At 63.8% G+C, this 22,302-nt stretch carries 19 protein-coding genes; 11 read left to right on the top strand and 8 right to left on the bottom strand.

Annotated elements, in window-relative coordinates; genetic code table 11:
• Positions 1-12: 12 nt before the first annotated feature.
• Together ACED18_RS06900 and xylF are read right to left on the bottom strand one after the other, a co-directional pair.
• Positions 13-1,326 (bottom strand): sugar ABC transporter permease, encoded by a 1,314-nt coding sequence (locus ACED18_RS06900; protein WP_377290286.1) that lies wholly within the window; start codon positions 1,324-1,326, stop codon positions 13-15.
• Positions 1,327-1,614: 288 nt separating this feature from the next.
• Positions 1,615-2,655 (bottom strand): D-xylose ABC transporter substrate-binding protein, encoded by a 1,041-nt coding sequence (gene xylF / locus ACED18_RS06895; protein ID WP_377290284.1) that lies wholly within the window; start codon positions 2,653-2,655, stop codon positions 1,615-1,617.
• A gap of 248 nt (positions 2,656-2,903) precedes the next feature.
• On the opposite strand from xylF, the gene ACED18_RS06890 reads away from it, so the two are divergent.
• Positions 2,904-4,130, top strand: a complete 1,227-nt coding sequence (locus ACED18_RS06890) for an ROK family protein (RefSeq protein ID WP_377290282.1) — start codon at positions 2,904-2,906, stop codon at positions 4,128-4,130.
• Between the two features lie 431 nt (positions 4,131-4,561).
• Positions 4,562-6,415 (top strand): methyl-accepting chemotaxis protein, encoded by a 1,854-nt coding sequence (locus tag ACED18_RS06885; protein WP_377290280.1) that lies wholly within the window; start codon positions 4,562-4,564, stop codon positions 6,413-6,415.
• A gap of 71 nt (positions 6,416-6,486) precedes the next feature.
• Here the strand turns inward: ACED18_RS06885 and iolG are convergent, their stop codons facing one another.
• Positions 6,487-7,479 carry an inositol 2-dehydrogenase gene (gene iolG, locus ACED18_RS06880; RefSeq protein ID WP_377290278.1) on the bottom strand — a complete coding sequence of 331 codons (993 nt, stop codon included), beginning with the start codon at positions 7,477-7,479 and terminating at the stop codon, positions 6,487-6,489.
• 345 nt (positions 7,480-7,824) lie between these two features.
• On the opposite strand from iolG, the gene ACED18_RS06875 reads away from it, so the two are divergent.
• Entirely contained in the window at positions 7,825-8,094 is a 270-nt protein-coding gene (locus ACED18_RS06875; protein WP_377290276.1) for a hypothetical protein, read from the top strand.
• A 20-nt stretch (positions 8,095-8,114) separates the two neighbouring features.
• Here ACED18_RS06875 and ACED18_RS06870 read toward each other — a convergent pair whose 3' ends face one another.
• Positions 8,115-8,618, bottom strand: a complete 504-nt coding sequence (locus tag ACED18_RS06870; protein ID WP_377290274.1) for a hypothetical protein — start codon at positions 8,616-8,618, stop codon at positions 8,115-8,117.
• A gap of 38 nt (positions 8,619-8,656) precedes the next feature.
• Positions 8,657-9,649 carry a LysR family transcriptional regulator gene (locus ACED18_RS06865; protein ID WP_377290272.1) on the bottom strand — a complete coding sequence of 331 codons (993 nt, stop codon included), beginning with the start codon at positions 9,647-9,649 and terminating at the stop codon, positions 8,657-8,659.
• Positions 9,650-9,950: 301 nt separating this feature from the next.
• On the opposite strand from ACED18_RS06865, the gene chvE reads away from it, so the two are divergent.
• From chvE to ACED18_RS06830, 7 genes are all read left to right on the top strand, one after another.
• Positions 9,951-11,021, top strand: coding sequence for a multiple monosaccharide ABC transporter substrate-binding protein (chvE, locus tag ACED18_RS06860; protein ID WP_377290270.1), 1,071 nt, complete (start codon positions 9,951-9,953; stop codon positions 11,019-11,021).
• Positions 11,022-11,133: 112 nt separating this feature from the next.
• Positions 11,134-12,669 carry a multiple monosaccharide ABC transporter ATP-binding protein gene (gene mmsA, locus ACED18_RS06855; protein ID WP_377290268.1) on the top strand — a complete coding sequence of 512 codons (1,536 nt, stop codon included), beginning with the start codon at positions 11,134-11,136 and terminating at the stop codon, positions 12,667-12,669.
• The gene (gene mmsB, locus ACED18_RS06850; protein ID WP_377290266.1) at positions 12,669-13,874 is read left to right on the top strand and encodes a multiple monosaccharide ABC transporter permease; all 1,206 of its coding nucleotides are present in this window, start codon (positions 12,669-12,671) and stop codon (positions 13,872-13,874) included. The genes mmsA and mmsB overlap by 1 nt, the downstream gene beginning before the upstream one ends.
• A 127-nt stretch (positions 13,875-14,001) precedes the next feature.
• Positions 14,002-14,997, top strand: coding sequence for an AraD1 family protein (gene araD1 / locus ACED18_RS06845; RefSeq protein ID WP_377290264.1), 996 nt, complete (start codon positions 14,002-14,004; stop codon positions 14,995-14,997).
• An 86-nt stretch (positions 14,998-15,083) separates the two neighbouring features.
• On the top strand, positions 15,084-16,823 hold the full coding sequence (gene araD, locus ACED18_RS06840; RefSeq protein WP_377290262.1) for an L-arabinonate dehydratase: 1,740 nt from the start codon (positions 15,084-15,086) through the stop codon (positions 16,821-16,823).
• A 119-nt stretch (positions 16,824-16,942) separates the two neighbouring features.
• A complete protein-coding gene (locus tag ACED18_RS06835; RefSeq protein ID WP_377290260.1) occupies positions 16,943-17,185 on the top strand; it encodes a type II toxin-antitoxin system Phd/YefM family antitoxin in 243 nt (80 codons plus the stop codon).
• Complete coding sequence (locus tag ACED18_RS06830) at positions 17,182-17,595, top strand: type II toxin-antitoxin system VapC family toxin (RefSeq protein ID WP_377290258.1); 414 nt, start codon at positions 17,182-17,184, stop codon at positions 17,593-17,595. Before ACED18_RS06835 ends, ACED18_RS06830 begins: the two co-directional genes overlap by 4 nt.
• Before the next feature lie 71 nt (positions 17,596-17,666).
• On the opposite strand, the gene ACED18_RS06825 is transcribed toward ACED18_RS06830, so the two are convergent.
• From ACED18_RS06825 to ACED18_RS06815, 3 genes are read right to left on the bottom strand one after another with little or no spacing between them, the layout of a single operon-like run.
• Complete coding sequence (locus ACED18_RS06825) at positions 17,667-18,491, bottom strand: transglutaminase domain-containing protein (protein ID WP_377290256.1); 825 nt, start codon at positions 18,489-18,491, stop codon at positions 17,667-17,669.
• A 12-nt stretch (positions 18,492-18,503) separates the two neighbouring features.
• Positions 18,504-19,445 carry an alpha-E domain-containing protein gene (locus ACED18_RS06820; RefSeq protein WP_377290254.1) on the bottom strand — a complete coding sequence of 314 codons (942 nt, stop codon included), beginning with the start codon at positions 19,443-19,445 and terminating at the stop codon, positions 18,504-18,506.
• Positions 19,446-19,448: 3 nt separating this feature from the next.
• Complete coding sequence (locus ACED18_RS06815; protein WP_377291085.1) at positions 19,449-20,843, bottom strand: circularly permuted type 2 ATP-grasp protein; 1,395 nt, start codon at positions 20,841-20,843, stop codon at positions 19,449-19,451.
• A gap of 417 nt (positions 20,844-21,260) precedes the next feature.
• Here ACED18_RS06815 and ACED18_RS06810 point away from each other — a divergent pair, with 417 nt between their 5' ends.
• Positions 21,261-22,172 carry a DMT family transporter gene (locus ACED18_RS06810; protein ID WP_377290252.1) on the top strand — a complete coding sequence of 304 codons (912 nt, stop codon included), beginning with the start codon at positions 21,261-21,263 and terminating at the stop codon, positions 22,170-22,172.
• Positions 22,173-22,302 lie beyond the last annotated feature (130 nt).

The following is a 22,302-nucleotide window of genomic DNA, read 5'->3' as shown; positions in this document are numbered from 1 at the left end:
TCGTCTTCCTTCTTACTTGGCGCGGGCGCGGTAGACGGTGTCGAGCCAGACGGCGACAACGAGGACCATGCCGACCACGATACGCTGCAGCGGGCTGTCGATGCCGAGCAGCACCATGCCTGATTGCAGCGACTGCATGACCAGCGCACCGAGCATGGCACCGGCAATCGTGCCCATGCCGCCGGCGAGCGAGGTGCCGCCGATCACGGCGGCGGCGATCGTGTAGAGTTCGTCGAGCTCGCCCTGCGCGTTGGTTGCGGCGTTGAGGCGAGCGGTGGAGATGGCGGCGGCGATGGCGCAGAGCATGCCCATCAGCGCGAAGATGCGCACCGTCACCCAGCGGGTCTTGATGCCGGCGAGTTCGGCCGCTTCCGGATTTCCGCCGATGGCGAAGACGTAGCGGCCGAAGCGCAGGCGCGTCGAGATGAAGGTCATGAGGATGCCGACGCCGATGGCGATCAGCACGGGAATGGCAATGCCGTGGGCGATGAAGAGGCCGCCATCCGGCCAGGCGATGCCGTTTGCATCCGCATATTTGCGGGCAATGGCGACTGGCCAGGCATAGGAATTGACGATGGCGACGGCGCCGAGAACGATGACGCAGCCGACGCCGACGAGGAAATACTCCGCCCAGATCGGCCGCTGCGGGAAGCCGAAGCGCTGGCGCTGCTTGCGCGAATTGATGATGGCGAAGACGATGGCGATGCAGGCGAGAACGCCGACGACCCAGCTGGCCGTTGCGCCGATCGAGCCTTCCGTGCCGCCGCCCATGAGGCGGAAGGTGGAGTCCATCGGGGCGACGGTGCGACCCGATGTGACGAACCATGTCGCGCCGCGCCAGACGAGCAGGCCGCCCAGCGTGACGATGAAGGAGGGCACGTTCAGGAAGGCGATGATCGCGCCATGCAGCGCACCGATGGCGCCGCCGAGCGCGATGCCGCACAGAAGCGTCACGATCCAGATGGCCGGATGCTCGAAGCCGAGGAACTGCGGCAGGACTTCGGCCTGCAGCACGCCCATGATCATGCCGACGAAGCCGAGGATGGAGCCGACCGAGAGATCGATGTTGCGGGTGACGATGACCAGCACCATGCCGGTTGCCATCACGGCGACGGAGGCGGTCTGGACGGAAAGGTTCCACAGATTGCGCGGGGTGAGGAACAGGCCGTTCGACAGAAGGTCGAAGCCGATCCAGATGATCAGCATGGCGCCGATCATGCCGAGCAGGCGCGTATCGATCTCGGTCGCGCGGAAAAAGCGCTTCACCGGATTTTCCGCCGCGGCGCGGGCGCGGTTTGCATGTGTGGTATTCGTGATGTCGGCCATGATTTTGCCGGTCCCCCACTGGTCAAAACAGGTATGTGCAGCGCGGTGCGCGGGGCCTCTTCAGGGAGGCCGATTTCTCGCGCGGCCATCGCGGCGGTCACGTCGCTGGCGGGTTCATCGTGAACCAGACAGACGGTCGGTACTTTGGCTGCCGGTTGTCTTTTCGGGATAATCGGGTTCCACCTATCCCAGACAAACTGCAGGGCCGGTCGCCATCCGGCGGCGGCGTTTGAAGAAGCGCCGCAACGATGTCGCTGCGGCGCCTTTCAGAGGTTCAGGCGTCAAGCCTTACTTGCAGGCGGCGACGGAGCCGGCGGCTACGCCCTGGCAGACGGTGTCCTTGGTGACCCAGCCGGCGTCGATGACGACGTTGAGGTTGTCCTTGGTCACCGGCAGGGGCGTGAGGAAGACCGACTGCATGGCAACACCCTTCGGGCCGCCGGAGAAGGTCTGCACGTCCTTGATTTCCGTCATCTTCTTGCCGGATGCGAGTTCGGAGGCGATTTCTGCGGCGCGCTTTCCGAGTTCGCGGGCGTCCTTCCAGACCGACACGGTCTGGGTGCCGAGCGCCACGCGGTTCAGCGCCGCCTGGTCGCCGTCCTGGCCGGAGACCGGCACGGAGCCGGCAAGGCCCTGGGCGGTCAGTGCGGCCACGACACCACCGGCGGTGCCGTCGTTGGAGGCGACGACGGCGTCAACCTTGTTGTCGTTGGCCGTCAGGAACTGCTCCATGTTCTTCTGGGCGTTTTCCGGCTTCCAGCCATCGGTATAGGCCTCGCCGACATTCTTGATCTTGCCCGCGTCGATGGCTTCCTTCAGCACTTCCATCTGTCCGGAGAAGAGGAAGTCGGCGTTCGGGTCGGAAGACGAGCCTTTGATGAAGACATAGTTGCCTTCCGGCTTCACCTTGAAGACCTCGCGGGCCTGCATGCGGCCCACTTCCTTGTTGTCGAAGGTGATGTAGAAGGCAGCCGGGTTTTCGATCAGGCGGTCATAGCCGACGACCGGAATGCCTTCTGCGGCAGCCTTTTCGATGGCCGGGCCGATGGCTTCCGAATCCTGGGCGAGAACGATGAGGGCATTGGCGCCCTGCGAGATCAGGCTTTCCACGTCGGTCAGCTGCTTTGCAGCGGACGACTGGGCGTCGGCGGAGATGTACTTGTCGCCGGAGGCTTCCAGCGCGGCCTTGATGGCGGCTTCGTCGGTTTTCCAGCGTTCTTCCTGGAAGTTGGACCAGGACACGCCGATCACCAGGTCCTTGGCGATGGCGGCAGAATGCATGGAGACGATGATGGCAGCGCCTGCCATCAGCTTCATAACGGAATTCATCAATGTTCCTCCCAAAGAGCTGGCTGACCGCATGCGACCTCCCGCATGACAAACCGGTCAACCCGGATACTGTCGTCAAAAGTCCACCGTTCAACGGGTTCGAGACTTTTTTCTCGACAGTCGAGAAAATAGATGTCAGAGATTTTTAAGGCTGTCAACACACCCAACGGGCGCTTGAACAGCAGTCGAAAGGGTGCTTTGGGAGGAGCATGCGCTTTCGCTAAGATGTCCTCCCGCACGTTGTCGCCATGCTCACGAAATCCAGCACAGAACTCGTGCGGCAACAGAACAGCAGCCTGGTTCTGTCTGCCTTGCGGCGCGGTGGGCCGCTTGCCCACACGGATCTCTCCGCACTGACGGGGCTGTCGTCTGCGACCGTCTCGGCGATCACTGCGGATCTGGAGCGTGTCGGCATTCTCGAGCGGCTGGAGCAAAAGCCGGCCGCAGGGCGTGGCCGCCCCCGGGTGCTTTTCTCGCAGCGGCGCGACGGCGGCTATATTGTCGTGGTGCGCATCTCTTCCGATACGGTGCAATATTCGCTCGCCGACTACGGCGGCACGTTGATGGACCGGTTTGAGGAGGCGCGCGGCAGCCAGGGGGCGGCGCTCGGCGGCGGGGCCGGCGATACGCGGGCCTTTGCGGCCGGCTTCATGGCGGCGCTCAATCGGCTGGTGCAGCGTTCGCGGCTCGATCGGCGCCAGATCGTCGCCGTATCGATCAGCAGCAAGGGCGTCGTGGACAGGGAGGCCGCCCGTCTCGTCTGGTCGCCCGTCTTCGGCACGGCGGCGGTGGATTTCGCGGCGCTGCTCTCCGCCGATGGGTGGGATGCGCAGGTGGTGCTCAGCAACGAGACGCTTTTGGTGGCGCAGGCGCTGATGGCCAAGGAGGCGACGACGGCGATCCCGGCGCTCGCGGCGCTTTCGCTCGGCCACAGCATCGGGCTGGGCATTGCCCGGCGTGGCCGGGGAGGGGAAATCGAGGCGACCGCACCGAATTTCGGGCACATGCCGCATACGCCGGACGCCGGCCTGTGCCGCTGCGGCGCGCGCGGCTGCGTCGAGGCGGCGGCGGGCTTTTACGGCATCCTGCGCAAAGCCTTCGAGGTGCCGTCCGACACGATCCCGGCGAAATTCGTGCCGCTGGCCGAGATGGACAAGATCGCGCTTTCTGCCCGCCAGAAGAACCGGATGGCGGGCTATGCCTTCCGCGAGGCCGGGGCCGCCCTCGGCCAGGGACTTGCCCGGCTCATCAGCCTTCACGGCGCCATGCCGATCCACGTGACCGGGCTGGGGTTGCGCTACTTCGATCTCATGCACCAGTCGATGGAAGAGGCGCTGGCGCAGTCGCATGCCGCCCGTATTGGCGGCATGCCGGCCATCCACCTTGTTTCGGACGAGACGGGGCTGGTGTTTTCCGGCCATCTGGAGCTTGCTCTTCAAGTGGTGGATGCGAGCATTCTGGCTGCGCGGCTTTAGGATCGAACCCCCGTCAGGATCGGTGCTCTTCCGATGAGGACGGGATCGAATGGCCTTGAGTCCGCCCAAGGCGCGGCTTGGGTCCCTGTCGGGCATTGTTCGCCGGAAGCCGCCAAGCACGCCTCGACCTTTCAAAGCGCGTATCCTGAGTGGGTTCTGGACTTGCGGCCCGTCTTGGTGGCGGCGATGCATCTGCTGGATGCAATGATGAACGAGATTCCCGCAGGCTCTTGTTCTTTCTACATTTAAAACCTCTCAATCTTCGTAAGTTAACGTTTAATCAACCCGGTATCCCCAGTGTTCGGGATCTGATTTTCAGGTGGTCAGGGCGTGTCAGCCCGCTTCCACCGAAGGCACTGCGCGCTCGCTGCCATCGCTGGAGAGGTGGCCGTCGTGTGTCGAACCGCTCGGCGGTCAATGGAGGGGACACGGTGAAGCTTACCATCTCGAAGAGCCTGATTGCCTTTGCGGGCTGCGTGACGTTCGGTCTTGCCGTGGCCATCGGCCTGCAGAGCCAGACGCTGGAGCGGCTGAAGGTCAGCGGCCCCGTCTATCAACAGATCGTCGATGGCAAGGATCTGGTGGCCGACATCCTGCCGCCGCCGCTTTATCTGGTCGAGGCCTATCTGCTTGCCAACGAGTCCGACATTCGCCCGGATCTCGGCGGTGAGAACGCGGCCCGGATCCAGAAGCTGAAAACGCAATATGACGAGCGCAAGCTCTACTGGCAGTCATCGACGCTGCCCGCCGATCTCACCGCGCAGCTCTACGATCAGGTGCTGAAGGAAGGCGATGCCTTCTGGGCGCATATGCAGCAGGTCTATCTTCCGGCGCTGAAGGCCGACGATGCGGCGGCCCGGCACGCGGCACTTGCCACGCTGCGCACGCGCTTCAAGGCGCATGAGGCGGCGGTGTTGCAACTGGTTGGCATGACCGACCGCTACATGGTCGCCCGCGAGGCGGAGGCAAAGGCGGAAATCTGGCGGGGCAGCGCGCTGGCGCTCTCGGCGGGCATCGCCTCGCTGCTGCTGTTCCTTGCCGGTGTCGTCTATCTGCACCGCCGCGCCATTCGCCCGGTCGTCGGCATGACGGACCGCATGAGCCGTCTGGCGGCGGGTGACCTTGCCAGCGAGGTTCCCCATGCCGGGCGCGCCGACGAGATCGGCAGCATGGCGGCAGCCCTCGCCGTCTTCCGCCAGTCGGCGCTGGAGCAGATCAGGCTTGAGGCCGAAGCCGAGGCGGCGCGGTCTGCCGCCGAAGAGGATCGTCAGGCCCGCGAGGCCGTCGCGCTCGGTGAGGCGACCAATGTCCGGTTCGTCATCGAAGAGCTTGGTGCCGGTCTCGCACGCCTGGCCGAGTGCAACATACGCCAGACACTGGACCACCCCTTTGCCGGCCCCTTCGAACGGCTGCGCTGCGATTTCAATACCTCCATCGGCATGTTCCAGTCGGCGCTCGAAGAAGTCCTGCATGAAACCAGCCAGATGCAGGGCAAGAGCCAGGAGATGCGCGACGCTGCCGGCAATCTCTCGAAGCGCACCGAGCAGCAGGCCTCCGCGCTCGAGCAGACGGCGGCCGCGCTGGAAGAGGTGACATCCACGATCCGCTCTTCCGCCGAGCGCACGCAGACGACCCGATCGCTGGCCCGCGAGGCGCGTGACTGCACGCGTCAGTCCGGTACGGTCGTCACCGGGGCCGTGGAGGCCATGCAGCGCATCCAGAAGGCGTCGTCCGAGATCACCCAGATCATTGCCGTGATCGACGAGATCGCCTTCCAGACAAACCTCCTCGCGCTGAATGCCGGGGTCGAGGCGGCGCGTGCCGGCGAAAGCGGCAAGGGATTTGCCGTCGTGGCGCAGGAGGTGCGCGATCTGGCCCAGCGCTCCGCCACGGCGGCCCGCGAGATCAAGGGACTGATCGGCAATTCCGGCGTCGAGGTCTCCGCCGGCGTGAAGCTCGTGGCTGAAGCGGGTGCGGCCCTGCAGCGCATCGAGGATTTCGTGACCGCCATCGACGAGAATGTCGATGCGATCGCCACCGCCACGGCGGAACAGTCGGCCGGCCTTCAGGAAATCAGCACGGCCGTCAATCACATCGACCAGATGACGCAGCAGAATGCGGCGATGGTGGAGGAAACGAGTGCCATCAGCCAGTCGCTTGCCGAGGGCTCGATCACGCTGGCTTCGCTCGTCGCCCGCTTCAAGCTCAACCGCCGGCGGACCATTCGCGATCCGAAGGATGCGCAGGGCGGCGCCGTGCGGCGATCTTTCCAGACGGCGGCCTGAGGCGGGTTTTCCCCATGCCAGACATGCAAACGCCGGCCCGAAGGCCGGCGTTTCCCGTTCAGGCGCGGCAATCAGCCGATCGTGACACGGCGCTTTTCGGCAACCGACTGGACGGCGGCGTCGGCCAGCAGCAGGGCGGCGAGGCCATCATCGCCGGTCGGCGCGATCGGTGTGCCCTTTTCGATCGCCGAGATGAAGGTTGCGATCTCGTTGGCATAGGCCTGCGTGTAGCGCGTCATGAAGAAATCGTAGAGCGGCGGGCGGGTGTAGCCGCTGCCATTGGCGATTTCGATGGATACCGGGCGCTGGTTTTCGGCCGAGACGAGGCCCTTCGAGCCATGCACCTCGATGCGCTGGTCATAGCCATAGGTGGCGCGGCGGGAGTTGCAGATGATCGCCTGGCGGCCGGACGCCGTTTCGAGGATGACGGAAGCGCTGTCGAAGTCGCCGGCCTTGCCGATTTCGGGATCGACCAGCACGGAGGCATGGGCCGTGACGCTCACCGGCTCTTCGCCGAGCAGGAAGCGGGCCATGTCGAAATCATGAATGGTCATGTCGCGGAAGATGCCGCCGGAACGCTTGACATATTCGGCCGGAGGCGCGCCCGGATCGCGCGAGGTGATGGTGACCATCTCCACGGTGCCGATGGCGCCATCTTCGATCGCCTGCTTGACGGCCATGAAGTGCGGGTCGAAGCGGCGGTTGAAGCCGACCATGAGCTTGGCACCGGTTTCCTTGACGACCTTCAGGCAATCGCGCACGCGCTGGGCGTCGAGATCGACCGGCTTTTCGCAGAAGATTGCCTTGCCGGCGCGGGCAAAACGCTCGATGAGGTCGGCATGGGTGTCCGTCGGCGTGCAGATGACGACGGCGTCGATGTCGTCGGCCGCCTCGATCGCCTCGATGGTGCGGACCGCGCAGCCATATTGGGCGGCGATGGCTTCAGCCGCGGCGGGCATGGCGTCGGCAACGGCAACGAGAACGGCGTCCGGATCGCCGGTGACGGCTTTTGCATGGACCTTGCCGATGCGCCCTGCGCCAAGAAGGCCGAATCTCACTGTCATGTTCGTCTCTTTTCAAAAGCCGGCCGCGGCCAGCGGGAGGCGGTCGTGCTCATCGCCCACGATCGCAAAGGCGCAGGGCGGGAACCGCCACTGGAAACAGGGAGGGCACGAGCCGGTCCATCATCGGCCCACGCAATAGAATGAATGAAGCATTTCCTCCGTTGCGGAATTTTTATTCCATAACGGTCGCCGGCGTCAAGCTTGCCTGCGGCCGACCTTGCCCCTAAAAGATCGCGCAGATGGGCAAGAAGATGGCAGCTGAAAGATCCGCGCCGTCTCGTCCGCTGCCGGTCGGGCTTGAGGGCCCACCCGGTGACGTCCAGACACCCGAAAAGGCCCGCTGCCATGATGCTGAAATTCATTGACCCCGACCATCCCTTTTATCGCCCGCTCTGGGTGCGGCTCGTCATCGTCGGTTTCACCTCCGGCTGGACCGTTGTCGAGTTCATGAACGGCAACGAAATGTGGGGTTACATCTTTCTCGCCATGGCGGCCTACACGGGCGCCGCTCTCCTGGTGTTCTACAAGCCGAAGGATCCCGCGGCCGAGGTGACGCCGGCAGCCGAGGAGGCCGAGGCGAAGGCCCCGGCTGAAACCGACCGCAAGGACGGCTGACGGCTTCGATCCCGCCCGGCTCAAAAGGGCGAGGGCCGTTGCAGGCGGCGCAACGCTTCGTCGACCAGCATGTTGGCGATCATCATCCGCCGAGTCGCCTGCGCGCGGAAGACCGGCAGGTGACGGTCCGGATGGTTCAGCGCCGCGAAAGCCCGGCGGCGCAGAGCGAGGCTTTCGGGCGTCTCGCGGTCGGCCAGGGCAAGGTCAGCGGCGATCTCTTCGGGTGACAGGCGCATCAGATGCTCCGGCATGACCGGTTCGGGAGGCTCCAAGCCTTGCGCGGCTGACTCTTCCACGACCTGCGTCCGCCCGTCGTCATCCAGAGAGATGTCGTCATAGGCGCGGCGCACCATGTCGGTGTTTGCGGGGCGGGCCTCCTCTGGCTCGCCAACGACGAATCCCGCGCCGAGGCCGCGTGGACCGGCAGAATAGGCCTTCGCCGCCAGCGACTGGCCATCTTCGTCCGCATCCATCTCATGCTGCAGCCTTTCCAGGACCGACTGGAATACCGATCGTGCGAACATCGCGCCTGCCTCCGTGGCGGCAGGAAACCATGTCGCCGTTACGCGAGGCTGGCGGCAGGCATGGCACGGGCCTGCTTGAGGATGAGGTCGTAGAGCAGCTTGGCGCTCGGCGGAAGCGCCCGGCCATGGGCGGTGATCAGGCTGTAGGGTCGGATGCGAATCGGCGCGGTGATCGGCAGCACGCGAATTTCCCCGATGGCCGTGCCGTTGCCGGCGATCATGGTGGCCACGTCGCGGGCCACGGGGGCGATGGCGTTGGAATGGCGTACGATCGACAGCGTCAGGATGATCGAGGAGGTGTTGATGACGGTCGAGGGGAGGCGCACCCCGGTCGTGGCGAAACTGTCCTCGACGGCCCGGCGCAGAAGCGTGCCACGGGGCTGGAACACCCAGTCGAAATCCGTCATGTCCGCGAGCGTTGCGCCCTCCTGCTCCAGAAGCGGGTGGCCGTCGCGGACAATCAGGCAGACGTCTTCCTCGCCGATTTCGACGAGGTCGAAGAGGCGCGGGTCAACATCGTCGGGCACGCGGCCGATCACGAAGTCGTGGCGGGCGGCGAGCAGTTCGCGCGTCAGGACATTGCTGTTTTCGATCTGCACGTTGATGTAGATGCCGGGATAGGCGGCCGAGATCTGCCGGATGGCGGGGACGGCGAGGCTGAGGGCCGGGCCGGTGACCGAGCCGAGCGAGACCGAGCCGCCGCTGCCGCTTTTCAGCTCCGAAATCTCGCGCGCCGCCTCGCGCAATTCGAGAAGCACGGCGCGGGCGCGGCGGGCGAGCGCACGGCCATATTCCGTCAGTTCGATGCCGCGCGCGGCCCGTTCACACAAGGGTGCCTTGAGGATCGCTTCGATTTCCCCCAACATGCGCGAAGCGGCCGGCTGCGACATGTTGAGGGCTTCGCCGGCCGCGCTGATCTGGCGGTGCTCCTCAAGCGCGAGAATCAGCCTTAGATGGGTGATCTTCAGGCCGGCGCGCAGCATGGCGCCTTCGGAAATCTCTCCGCTGAGGGCAGGGTTGCGCGGGTTCATGACGCCGTTTCCCGTTCTGGTATGGATCGCACTTCGGGCTCGCGGATCGTTCGCATTTGCGAAAAATCACACTGTTTATATTCATCATAACAAAATTGGTATGTGAATACCCAAACAATGAATTTGACAGTTATGTCGATTGATTCCAGTTTGCGGCCAATGCGCCAGTGCACGTGGGAGCGTGTCAGGCCGGGAGGCAACCTTTTCTTCTTGAACCTCCGCCGGAAACTTCCGGACGCACGACGCCTTGCGCATGTCGCCCCGCCTTCCAGGTGGGGCACCAACACTCAGGGAGAGACGTATGAAATTTATCACTTCGCTTCTTGCAGCCGCCGCGATGAGCGTAGCCGCGTTCATTGCCCCGGCCGTTGCACAGGACAAGGGCGTCGTTGGCATTTCCATGCCGACCAAGACGTCCACGCGCTGGATCTCGGACGGCGAGACGATGGAGAAGCTGTTCAAGGAAGCCGGATACACGCCGGACCTGCAGTTTGCCGACGACGACATTCCGAACCAGCTCGCCCAGATCGAAAACATGGTCACCAAGGGTGCCAAGGTTCTCGTCATCGGCGCCATCGACGGCACGACGCTCTCCGACATCCTGCAGAAGGCTGCCGACGCTGGCGTGAAGGTCATCGCCTATGACCGCCTGATCCGCGATTCGGGCAACGTCAACTACTACGCCACCTTCGACAACTTCCAGGTCGGCGTTCTCCAGGCCAACACGCTGGTCGACGGCCTCAAGGCCAAGTTCCCGGACGTCAAGCCGTGGAACGTCGAGCTGTTCGGCGGTTCGCCGGACGACAACAACGCCTTCTTCTTCTATGACGGCGCCATGTCCGTTCTGCAGCCGCTCATCGACAAGGGCGACATCGTGATCAAGTCCGGCCAGACCGGCATGGAAACCGTTGGTACGCTGCGTTGGGACGGTGCTGTTGCCCAGGCCCGCATGGAAAACCTGCTGTCCTCGACCTACACCGATGCCAAGGTCAACGGCGTTCTGTCGCCCTATGACGGCCTGTCGATCGGCATCCTGTCGGCTCTCAAGGGCGTCGGCTACGGCTCTGGCGACATGAAGATCCCGGTTGTCACCGGCCAGGACGCCGAACTTCCGTCGGTCAAGTCGATGCTTGCCGACGAGCAGTACTCGACGATCTTCAAGGACACCCGCGAACTCGCCAAGGTCACCGTCGGCATGGTCAACGCGATCATGGAAGGCAAGGAGCCGGAAGTGAACGACACCAAGACCTACGACAACGGCGTCAAGGTCATCCCGTCCTACCTGCTGAAGCCGGTTGCCGTCACCAAGGCCAACGCCAAGGAAGTGCTGGTCGGTTCGGGCTACTACACCGAGCAGCAGATCGACAACTGATCCGTTCCGGATCCGTCATCCGGGGCCCGCTTCTCAAGCGGGCCCTTCTTCACTTCACGGATGGATGCCAGCGGCCCGACGTTGTCCGGCATCCGGATCTGGAATGCGCAAGATGGACAAGATCATTCTTGAAATGCGGGGCATCACCAAGACGTTTCCGGGCGTCAAGGCCCTGAACAACGTCAATATCAAGGTGCGCGAAGGCGAAATCCATGCCCTCGTCGGCGAAAACGGCGCCGGCAAGTCCACGCTGATGAAGGTGCTGTCGGGCGTCTATCCGGCCGGGACCTACGAAGGCGATATCGTCTATGACGGCGAAGTCCGCCGCTTCTCCACCATCGCCGACAGCGAACATCTCGGCATCATCATCATTCACCAGGAACTGGCGCTGGTGCCTCTGCTCTCGATCGCGGAAAACATCTTCCTCGGCAACGAGATCGCATCCGGCGGCGTCATCGACTGGCGCGAGACCTTTTCGCGCACCCGCGAGCTATTGGCCAAGGTCGGTCTCAAGGAAGCGCCCGCGACCCTTATCACCGACATCGGCGTCGGCAAGCAGCAGCTGGTGGAAATCGCCAAGGCGCTGTCGAAGAAGGTGCGCCTGCTGATCCTCGACGAGCCGACCGCCTCGCTCAACGAAACCGATTCGGATGCCCTCCTGCGCCTCCTTATGGAGTTCCGCGCGCAGGGCATGACCTCGATCATCATTTCGCACAAGCTGAACGAGATCAAAAAGGTCGCCGACAACATCACCATCCTGCGCGACGGCGGCACGGTGGAAACGCTCGACTGTCACACGCAGGACATCAGCGAAGACCGCATCATCAAGGGCATGGTCGGCCGCGACATGGAAGACCGCTATCCGCCGCGCGAGCCGAAGATCGGCGAGACGCTGCTGGAGGTGAAGAACTGGAACGTCTTCCACCAGCATCACCGCGACCGGCAGTTCCTGCATGACGTGAACTTTACGGTGCGGGCCGGCGAAGTCGTCGGTATTGCCGGCCTGATGGGCGCGGGACGCACGGAGACGGCGATGAGCCTCTTCGGCCGCTCCTGGGGTCACAAGATCACCGGCGAGGTGACGATGCGCGGCAAACCCGTGGACGTCTCCACGATCCCGAAGGCGATCGATGCGGGTCTTGCCTATGTGACCGAGGACCGCAAGCATCTCGGCCTCGTGCTGATCAACAACATCAAGGAAAACACCACCCTTGCCAATCTCGAGGGCGTGTCGCGCTCCGGCGTCATCGACGACCGGAAGGAAACGAAGGTGGCGACGGACTATCGCTCGCTGCTGCGCATTCGTTCCCATTCCATCTATCAGGAGACCGTGAACCTCTCCGGCGGCAACCAGCAGAAGGTGGTGCTGTCGAAGTGGCTCTTCACCAATCCCGAAGTCCTCATTCTCGACGAGCCGACGCGCGGTATCGATGTCGGCGCGAAGTTCGAGATCTATTCCATCATCAACCAGCTTGCCGCCGAAGGTAAGGGCATCCTGATGATCTCTTCGGAGATGCCGGAGCTGCTTGGCACCTGCGACCGCATCTACGTCATGAACGAAGGGCGCATCGTGGCCGAGCTCTCCAAGGCGGAGGCAAGCCAGGAAACCATCATGCGCGCCATCATGCGCTCCGGGGAGAAACACTAATGGCCGGTCAAACCAGCGCAGGCACCCAGACCTCGATCGGGGCCTACCTCAAGAACAACATCCGCGAATACGGGCTTCTCGTTGCGCTCGTCGTCATCATGGTGTTCTTCCAGATCCTCACCCAGGGCGTTCTGTTCCGGCCGGTCAACATCACCAACCTGATCCTGCAGAACTCCTTCATCGTCATCATGGCGCTCGGCATGCTGCTGATCATCGTGGCGGGGCATATCGATCTTTCGGTCGGCTCCATCGTCGCCTTCACCGGCGGCCTTTCGGCCATCATGCTGGTGAAATGGGGCATCCACTACTCGATCGTCGTGCCGATCTGCCTCGTGCTCGGCGGTCTGGTCGGCGCGGCGCAGGGCTACTGGGTCGCCTACCAGAAGATCCCGTCCTTCATCGTGACGCTGGCCGGCATGCTCGTCTTCCGCGGCCTGACCTATCTCGTCCTTGAAAACCGCCCGATCGGGCCGTTCCCGAAGGACTTCCAGATGCTGTCGACCGGCTTCGTCCCGGATCTGCTCTACTTCCTCAATCCGGCGCCGGAGACGATCACCAACCTCTTCGCTCTCGTCGTCGTGCTGGTGCTCGTGGCGCTCGCCGTCTATTTCGGCCTGAAGAACCGTGCGGTGAACGACAAGCACGGCACGGAGAACGAACCCTTCGTCTTCTTCGTCCTGCAGATGGCCGTCACCGGCGTGGTTGCGATCTTCATCGGCTACCAGCTCGCCACCTACAAGGGCTTCCCCAACGTGCTGGTGGTGATGGCGCTTCTGATCGCGCTCTACACCTTCATCACCAACCGCTCGACCATCGGCCGTCGCATCTACGCCATGGGTGGCAACGAGAAGGCCGCGAAGCTTTCGGGTATCAACACCGAACGGCTGACCTTCTACACCTTCGTCAACATGGGCGTTCTGGCATCGCTCGCCGGCATGATCATCGCGGCCCGCCTCAACTCGGCAACGCCGAAGGCCGGCGTCGGCTTCGAGCTTGACGTGATTGCGGCCTGCTTCATCGGCGGTGCCTCGGCATCCGGTGGTGTCGGCAAGATCACCGGCGCCGTCATCGGTGCCTTCATCATGGGCGTCATGAACAACGGCATGTCGATCGTCGGTCTCGGCATCGACTACCAGCAGCTCGTCAAGGGTCTGGTGCTGCTCGCCGCCGTGTTCTTCGACGTCTACAACAAGAACAAGGGCTGATCCTTCGGACAGTCCAGGCGGTCACCCTGCAGGCCGCCGCCAGCGTCGGCCTGCAGATGGTGCCGAAAGAGAAGATCGGCGCTGCACCCTCAGCGATCTTCGACGGAACAATGAAAGGGAATGCCTCGTGCTGATTTCGCAGTTTTTGAATTCCGACGGCTCGGTTTCCGTTGCGGTACGTACCGCAGTTGGTGAGCCGGCCCGCGTCGTGGCCGGTGCTTCGAGCGTCTATGCGCTGGCGCTCGAGGCCGCCGACAGTGGCAAGAGCCTGTCCGCGGTGATCGAGGCGAAGGGTTACGGCGAGACCGTCGATCTCCAGGCGGTCGCGGAGGCGGGCCGCTTCCTGCCGCCGATCACCCATCCGGATCCGGCGCACCTGCACCTGACCGGGACGGGCCTGACCCATCTCGGCTCGGCCGCCACGCGGGATGCCATGCATGCCGCCGTCTCCAAGGTGGAGGAGGGCGCCACCGACACGATGAAGATGTTCAAGATGGGGCTTGAGGGTGGAAAGCCGGCCGCCGGCCAGATCGGCGTGCAGCCGGAATGGTTCTACAAGGGCAACGGCTATCAGTCGGTCGCGCCCGGCGCCGATCTCGTCTCCCCCTCCTTTGCGAAGGATGGCGGTGAGGAGCCGGAAATGGCCGGCATCTACGTCATCTCCTCCAAGGGCGATGTGTTCCGCCTCGGCTTTGCCGTCGCCAACGAGTTTTCCGACCATGTGACGGAGCGGGTGAACTACCTCTACCTCGCCCATTCCAAGCTGCGTCCGGCAAGCTTCGGCCCGGAAATCCGCGTCGGTGCCCCGCCGGCCGATATCCGCGGCACCTCGCGCATCTGGCGCGACGGCGCTGTCCTTTGGGAAAAGCCGTTCCTGTCGGGCGAGACGAACATGTCGCACAGCTTCGCCAATCTGGAGCATCACCACTTCAAATACGGCCTCTTCCGCCAGCCGGGCGACGTGCATGTGCACATGTTCGGCACGGCGACGCTGTCCTTCGGGGACGGCATCGAGACGAAGGCCGGCGATATCTTCGAAATCGAGGCCGAGGGCTTCGGGGCGCCGCTGCGCAACCGGCTGGCCATCGCAGAGACTGAAACCATCGCGATCCACGACCTCTGAGGTCTGGCGGATCGCGCCGGAGCCTGTCCGCTGGGGCAGGGGCCGGAACTGAAGCCGGACTGGACGCCGGCATTGAGGATTGAGACATGACGAAGAAAGCCGAATGGCCGCGCAAGCTTCGGTCGCAGGAATGGTACGGCGGCACCAGCCGTGACGTGATCTACCACCGCGGCTGGCTGAAGAACCAGGGACACCCGCACGATCTCTTCGACGGGCGCCCGGTGATCGGCATCATGAACACCTGGTCGGACCTAACGCCCTGCAACGGCCACCTGCGGGAACTGGCCGAAAAGGTGAAGGCGGGCATCTGGGAAGCCGGCGGCTTCCCGGTCGAGGTTCCCGTCTTCTCGGCGTCTGAAAATACCTTCCGCCCGACGGCGATGATGTATCGCAACCTCGCCGCACTCGCGGTCGAGGAAGCGATCCGCGGCCAGCCGATCGACGGCTGCGTGCTCCTTGTCGGCTGTGACAAGACCACGCCGTCGCTGATCATGGGCGCGGCGTCGTGCGACCTGCCGTCGATCGTCGTCACCGGCGGCCCGATGCTGAACGGCTATTTCCGCGGCGAGCGCGTCGGCTCCGGCACGCATCTGTGGAAGTTCTCCGAAATGGTGAAGGCCGGCGAGATGACGCAGGCCGAATTCCTGGAAGCCGAGGCCTCCATGAGCCGCTCGTCCGGCACCTGCAACACGATGGGCACGGCCTCCACCATGGCCTCCATGGCGGAAGCCCTCGGCATGGCGCTGTCGGGCAATGCCGCGATCCCGGCCGTCGACAGCCGCCGCAAGGTGATGGCGCAGCTTTCGGGCCGCCGCATCGTGCAGATGGTCAAGGACGACCTGAAGCCCTCCGACATCATGACCAAGCAGGCCTTCGAAAACGCCATCCGCACAAATGCGGCCATCGGCGGCTCGACCAATGCCGTCATCCATCTGCTCGCCATGGCCGGCCGCGTCGGCATCGACCTGACGCTGGATGACTGGGACCGTTGCGGCCGTGACGTGCCGACGATCGTCAACCTGATGCCGTCGGGCAAATACCTGATGGAAGAGTTCTTCTATGCCGGTGGCCTGCCGGTGGTGCTGAAGCGTCTCGGCGAGGCCGGCCTGCTCAACAAGGATGCCATCACCGTTTCCGGCGACACGATCTGGGACGAGGTCAAGGATGTCGTCAACTGGAACGAGGACGTGATCCTGCCGGCCGAGAAGGCACTGACCCAGTCGGGCGGCATCGTCGTCCTGCGCGGCAATCTGGCACCGAAGGGCGCCGTTCTGAAGCCGTCGGCCGCCTCTCCGCATCTCATGGTGCATCGCGGTCGCGCCGTGGTCTTCGAAGATATCGACGACTACAAGGCCAAGATCAACGACGAGGCCCTCGACATCGACGAGACCTGCATCATGGTCATGAAGAACTGCGGCCCGAAGGGCTATCCGGGCATGGCCGAGGTCGGCAATATGGGCCTGCCGCCGAAGGTGCTGCGCAAGGGCATCACGGACATGGTGCGCATCTCGGACGCCCGCATGTCCGGCACGGCCTATGGCACCGTCGTGCTCCACACCTCACCGGAAGCCGCCGTCGGCGGTCCGCTGGCGGTGGTGAAGAACGGCGACATGATCGAGCTCGACGTGCCGAACCGTCGCCTGCACCTCGACATTTCCGAGGAAGAGCTGGCGGCGCGCCTGGCCGAGTGGAAGCCGTATCCCGACCTGCCGACCTCCGGCTACGCCTGGCTGCACCAGCAGCACGTCGAAGGCGCCGACACCGGCGCCGACCTCGACTTCCTCAAGGGATGTCGCGGCAATGCGGTGGGCAAGGACAGCCACTGAGCGGGCTGACGTGATGGATCTGGAGAGGGGCGGCGCGCGTGCGTCGCCCTTCTTGCGTTTCGGGGTGTTGCTTGACGTGAGGGGACAGACTACATCTGATGTGGTCAGGAGACATAGTCATGTCAGGGAAGATGATTGGGGCTGCGGAGTTTAAGGCAAAGTGCCTGTCGCTGATCGACGAGGTCGCCGAGACCCGGGAGCCGGTCATTGTCACCAAACGTGGCAAGGCCCTTGCTGTTCTCACCCCCTTGCCGCCGTTACAGCCGAGCCCTTCGATCGTCGGTGCCCTGCGGGGTAGCGTGCTGCGGTTTGATGATCCCTTTGCACCTGTCGCTGACGGTGATTGGGACGCCAACCGTTGATCGTTGTTGACACGCATGTGCTGGTTTGGGCGGTTGAGGGAAATCCGCGCCTTGGTCGCACGGCTCTCAGCCGCCTGGAAGACAGTACGGATGCCGGATCCGTGCTTCTCGCCGCAATCAGTCTCTGGGAAATTGCCATGCTCGTCGAGAAGGGCAGGCTACAGCTCGACGGATCGATTGATAGATGGTTCGAGCGTGTCGTTGCTCTCCCTAGTTTGCGTCTTGTGCCACTGGATGCCCGCATTGCGATTGAGAGCGTGCGACTTCCAGGCTCCTTTCACGCTGACCCCGCCGACCGCATGATCGTCGCCACGGCTCGTGCTCTTCGATGCCCCCTTATGACCGCCGACGGGGCTATCCTTGCCTACTCGCATTCGGGGCACGTCGACACCATCGACGCGCAAAGCTGACTATCGACCGGATCGACTTCGGAAAACCCGAGCGTAAACCGCGCCGTGCCGTGGGCTGACACCCCAGCCATTCACCCCTGTGACTGGCTCTGGCTCTGTCCGCCGTCCTGCACCGTCAAGGTTACATCCAGCGTCTCGTTCACTGCGCCGTGGACGAGACCGGAGATGGGGGCGGCGTCGGTATAGTCGAGACCGGTGGCGATGCGGACGTAGCGGGCGTCGGGGCAGATCTTGTTGGCGGCGTCGAAGCCGACCCAGCCGAGGCCGGCGAGGTGGACTTCGGCCCAGGCGTGGGTGGCCGTCTGCTCGTCGGTGTCTTCCATCAGCAGGTAGCCCGAGACGTAGCGGGCGGGCAGGCCGATGCTGCGGGCAGCGGCGATAAAGATGTGGGCGTGGTCCTGGCACACACCTGCTTTGGCTTCCAGCGCCTGTTCGGCCGTCGTGGTGCTTTCCGTCGCGCCGGGCGTATAGGCGACGGTGGTGTTGATGAGTTCCATCAGCGCATGCATGCGGGCAAGGTCGCTTTCGCCCGTCGCGCTGCGGGCAAGGTCGCGTATCGGCTTACCGGGTTTCGTCAGGGGCGTGTCCCGCAGGAAAAGCCAGAGCGGCGTATAGGCCGTGTGCGGGCCGAAGACGCCGGCGCGGTCTTCCGTCTCGATCTCGCCCTGCGCCGTCACCACGATCGAATCGCGGCCGCTGGTCACGCTGACGAGGTGGGTCTGGTTGAGGAACTGGTCGGCGTAGCTCACCTCCACGGCGGCGCCATCGACCTCGACGGTCCATTCGACGACGGTCTGGCCGGGCCCGGTCGCGGGCGTCAGGCGCAGGCGCTGGAGGGCGAACTGCACCGGCTCGTCATAGCGATACTCGGTGCGGTGATGGATGGTCAGTCGCATGCCGCCTCCGCCTTACTGGTAGAATCGATAGCCATCGGAGATTTCCTGTCCCAGCCGGTTGTTGCTGGTGACGAAATCCTCGATGAATTCGTGCAGGCCGCCGTTCATGATGTCGGCGATGGAGCCCGTGGTGAGCGAGGCCAGCGTGTCTTCCGCCGTGCGGTGCGCGGCGAGCTTCTCGCCGTATTCCAGCGCGAGATAGTTCAGGTTGCTGACGATCTTCTCGTAGCTGTAGGCGAGAGAGCGCGGCTGGCGGCCGTTGAGGATCAGGAAGTCGGCGATGTTGGCCGGCTTCAGCTCGGCATCATAGACCCAACCGTAGGAGCGGTGGGCCGAGACCGAGCGCAGGATCGATTCCCACTGAACATTGTCCATGGAGGAGCCAACCTGCGTGACCGCCGGCAGCAGGACATAGTATTTCACGTCGAGAATGCGGGCGGTGTTGTCGGCGCGCTCGATGAAGGTACCGATGCGGGAGAAGTTGTAGAGCTCGTTTCTCAGCATCGTGCCATGGAAGGCGCCGCGGATGAGGCCGGCGCGGCGCTTAATCGTGTCGATCACGCCCGGCAGGTCCGTCGGCTTGACACGCTTGGCAAGCAGCGCCTTCAGCTCGATCCAGCATTCGTTGACGGCTTCCCAGGTCTCGCGGGTCAGCGCGGTGCGCACCATGCGGGCATTGTTGCGCGCTGCCTCGATCGATGAAAGCACGCTGGAGGGATTGGCGCGGTCGCGCAGGAGGAAATCGACGGCGTCCTGGCTCGTCAGTGTCTCATGCGTCTCGTCGTAGAGGGCGCGCACGTCGGCGCTTTGCAGCACGCCGTCCCAGTCGTCCTCCACCCCTTGCGAGCGGGTCAGCGACATGCGCAGGCCGGCATCGACGAGGCGGGCGGTGTTTTCGGCCCGCTCGATATAGCGGAACATCCAGTAAAGGCCGTTGGCCGTTCTTCCGAGCATCGATCAGTCCTCCAGAACCCATGTGTCCTTGGTGCCGCCACCCTGGCTGGAATTGACGACGAGCGAGCCCGCCTTCAACGCCACGCGGGTGAGCCCGCCGGGAATGATCTGCACCTTGTCGGAAACAAGCACGTAGGGTCTGAGATCGACGTGGCGGGGCGCGATGCCCTTGTTCACGAGGATCGGGACGGTGGAGAGCGACAGCGTCGGCTGTGCGATGTAGTTGTTGGGCTTGGCGGCGAGCTTTTCGGCGAAGAGCTGGCGCTCCTTCTTGGTCGCCGTCGGCCCCACCAGCATGCCGTAGCCGCCGGACCCGTGGACTTCCTTGACGACGAGGTCGGCGAGGTTTTCCAGCACGTATTTCAGGCTGTCCGGCTCGGAGCAGCGCCAGGTGGGAACGTTTTCCAGCAGCGGCTTGCGGCCGGTGTAGAACTCGACGATCTCCGGCATGTAGGAATAGATCGCCTTGTCGTCGGAAATGCCGGTGCCCGGCGCATTGGCGATGGTGATGTTGCCGGCGCGGTAGACGTCCATGATGCCGGGCACGCCGAGACAGGATTCCGGCTTGAAGGTCAGCGGATCGAGGTAGTCGTCGTCGACGCGGCGATAGAGCACGTCGATCGCCTCGTAGCCGCGCGTGGTGCGCATCTTCACCTTGCCGTCCATGACCTTGAGGTCCGAACCCTCGACCAGTTCCACGCCCATCATGTCGGCGAGGAAGGCATGTTCGTAGAAGGCGGAATTGTAGATGCCGGGGGTGAGGACGGCGACGCGAGGCTTGCCCTTGCAGCCGGGCGGTGCGAGCGAGGCGAGGCTCTGGCGCAGCAGGTAGGGGTAGTTCTCGACCGGACGCACGCGGTTCTCGTGGAAGAGCTCCGGGAACATCTGCATCATCGTCTCGCGGTTCTCCAGCATGTAGGAGACGCCGGAGGGCGTGCGGGCATTGTCTTCGAGAACGTAGAACTGGTCCTCGCCGGTGCGCACGATATCGGTGCCGACGATGTGGGTGTAGACGCCGCCCGGCGGACGGAAGCCGATCATCTGCGGCAGGAAGGCGACGTTCTTTTCGATCAGTTCGCGGGGGATGCGACCGGCGCGGATGATTTCCTGCTTGTGGTAGATGTCATCGAGGAAGGCGTTGAGCGCGATGACACGCTGCTCGATGCCTTGCGCCAGCTTGCGCCATTCGCGGCCGGAAATGATGCGGGGGATGAGGTCGAAGGGGATCAGCTTTTCAGAGGAATCGGCATGGCCGTACACGGCAAAGGTAATGCCGGTCTTTCGGAAGATGGTCTCGGCATCCTTGGATTTCGAGATCAACCGGGACCGATCCTGGCTTGCATACCAGTCATGATAGGTCTGGTAGGGTTGTCGCGGCGTGCCGTCCGCGTTCATCATTTCATCGAATGCCAATGCAGCGGTCCCCATTCATTTTGCAGCATTTGAGTACAACGACATGCACAATGCAAGAAGCATGCACATTTCGCGCGCAGGAATTTTGCAGCGCGAGAACAGCAGTATTCCTGTCTCAAATAGGTGCGTCTGCTGAGGATTTCGGCAAGCCGTGATTAGATTTTAAGTTGTGACTTCGCCGCAGTCCTGATTGCTGCGGGTGAGGCAGAAGATACTGCATTTAATTTGTGCAACACACTGCCGCGGCAGGCGGAGTTCGGGCGCTTTCGAAGCAGTGGTTTCGTTGATGGTTGCGATCAGGAAAATTCCTTTGACCCGAGCCGGTCTCAGGCCTAACCCGCGCGGACGATACCGGGGCCATGCGGGAAACGTTCGGCCGGCCAGGGCGACAGGAGTTTTCAGATGACACTCGACAGGATGGCGCCGGCGATTTTCGTGCTGCTCTGGTCGAGCGGCTGGGTGCTGGCGAAATATGTCGGTCCCTATGCCGATCCCTTCACGCTGCTGGCGCTGCGCAATGCGCTGACGGCGCTGGCCTTCGGCGCGATCGTCGTCGCCTTCCGGGCGCCGTGGCTGTCGCGGCCGCGTGATGTCGGGCATGCACTCGTCACCGGCGTCTTCCTGCACGGGCTTTATCTCGCCGGTGTCTGGTGGGGCGTGCGCCACGGCGTGCCGGCCGCGCTGTCGGGCATCATTGCGGGCCTTCAGCCGCTGATGACGGTGGCCGCCGCCCCCTTCATGATTGGCGAGCGCGTCAGCCGCCTGCAGGTCGCCGGCATCCTGCTCGGCTTTCTCGGCATTTCGATCGCCGTGCTGCCGCGGGTCCTCGCGATTGATCCCGGTATTACGCCAATCAGCCTCGTTGCCGTCGGTGTCAATGTGCTCGGCATGGTCTCGGTCACCTTCGGCACGCTCTATCAGAAGCGGTTTCTCGCCGAGGGGGATTTGCGCACGGTTGCGGCGCTCCACTATGTCGGGGCGCTGCTGGTGACGCTGCCGCTGGCGCTGGTGTTCGAGCCCGAACACCGGCTCGTTTTCGGCTGGCCGCTCGTCTTCATCCTGTTCTGGTCGGTCGCCGTTCTCTCCATGGGGGCGGTCGGGCTGCTGCTCTATCTCATCCGGCGCGGGCAGGTGTCGCGGGCAGCTTCCCTCATCTACCTCGTGCCGCCGCTTGCCGCCGTGCAGGCCGCCATCGTCTTCGGCGAGGCACTGACACTGCCGATGATCCTTGGCACGGTGATCGCCGTCACCGGCGTGTGGCTGACAAACCGCAAGGCTAAATCGCCGCCGGTTGAGGTGACGCCGGCTGAGTGATGGGAGCGGAGCGATGGCGGGTCGAGCGATGGGCCGGAGCGACGTGGGCAACGTGGCCCCGACATGAAAAGACCGGCGCGGCCTGTGCGGGCTGCGCCGGTCTTCGTCATTCTAGCCGGGCCCTCGCGGA

The organism is Rhizobium sp. SG2393, from assembly GCF_042610495.1.
GTDB lineage: Bacteria > Pseudomonadota > Alphaproteobacteria > Rhizobiales > Rhizobiaceae > RU20A.
The sequence above is the reverse complement of the archived record's forward strand: the minus strand, read 5'-3'. Positions and strand labels throughout refer to the sequence as shown.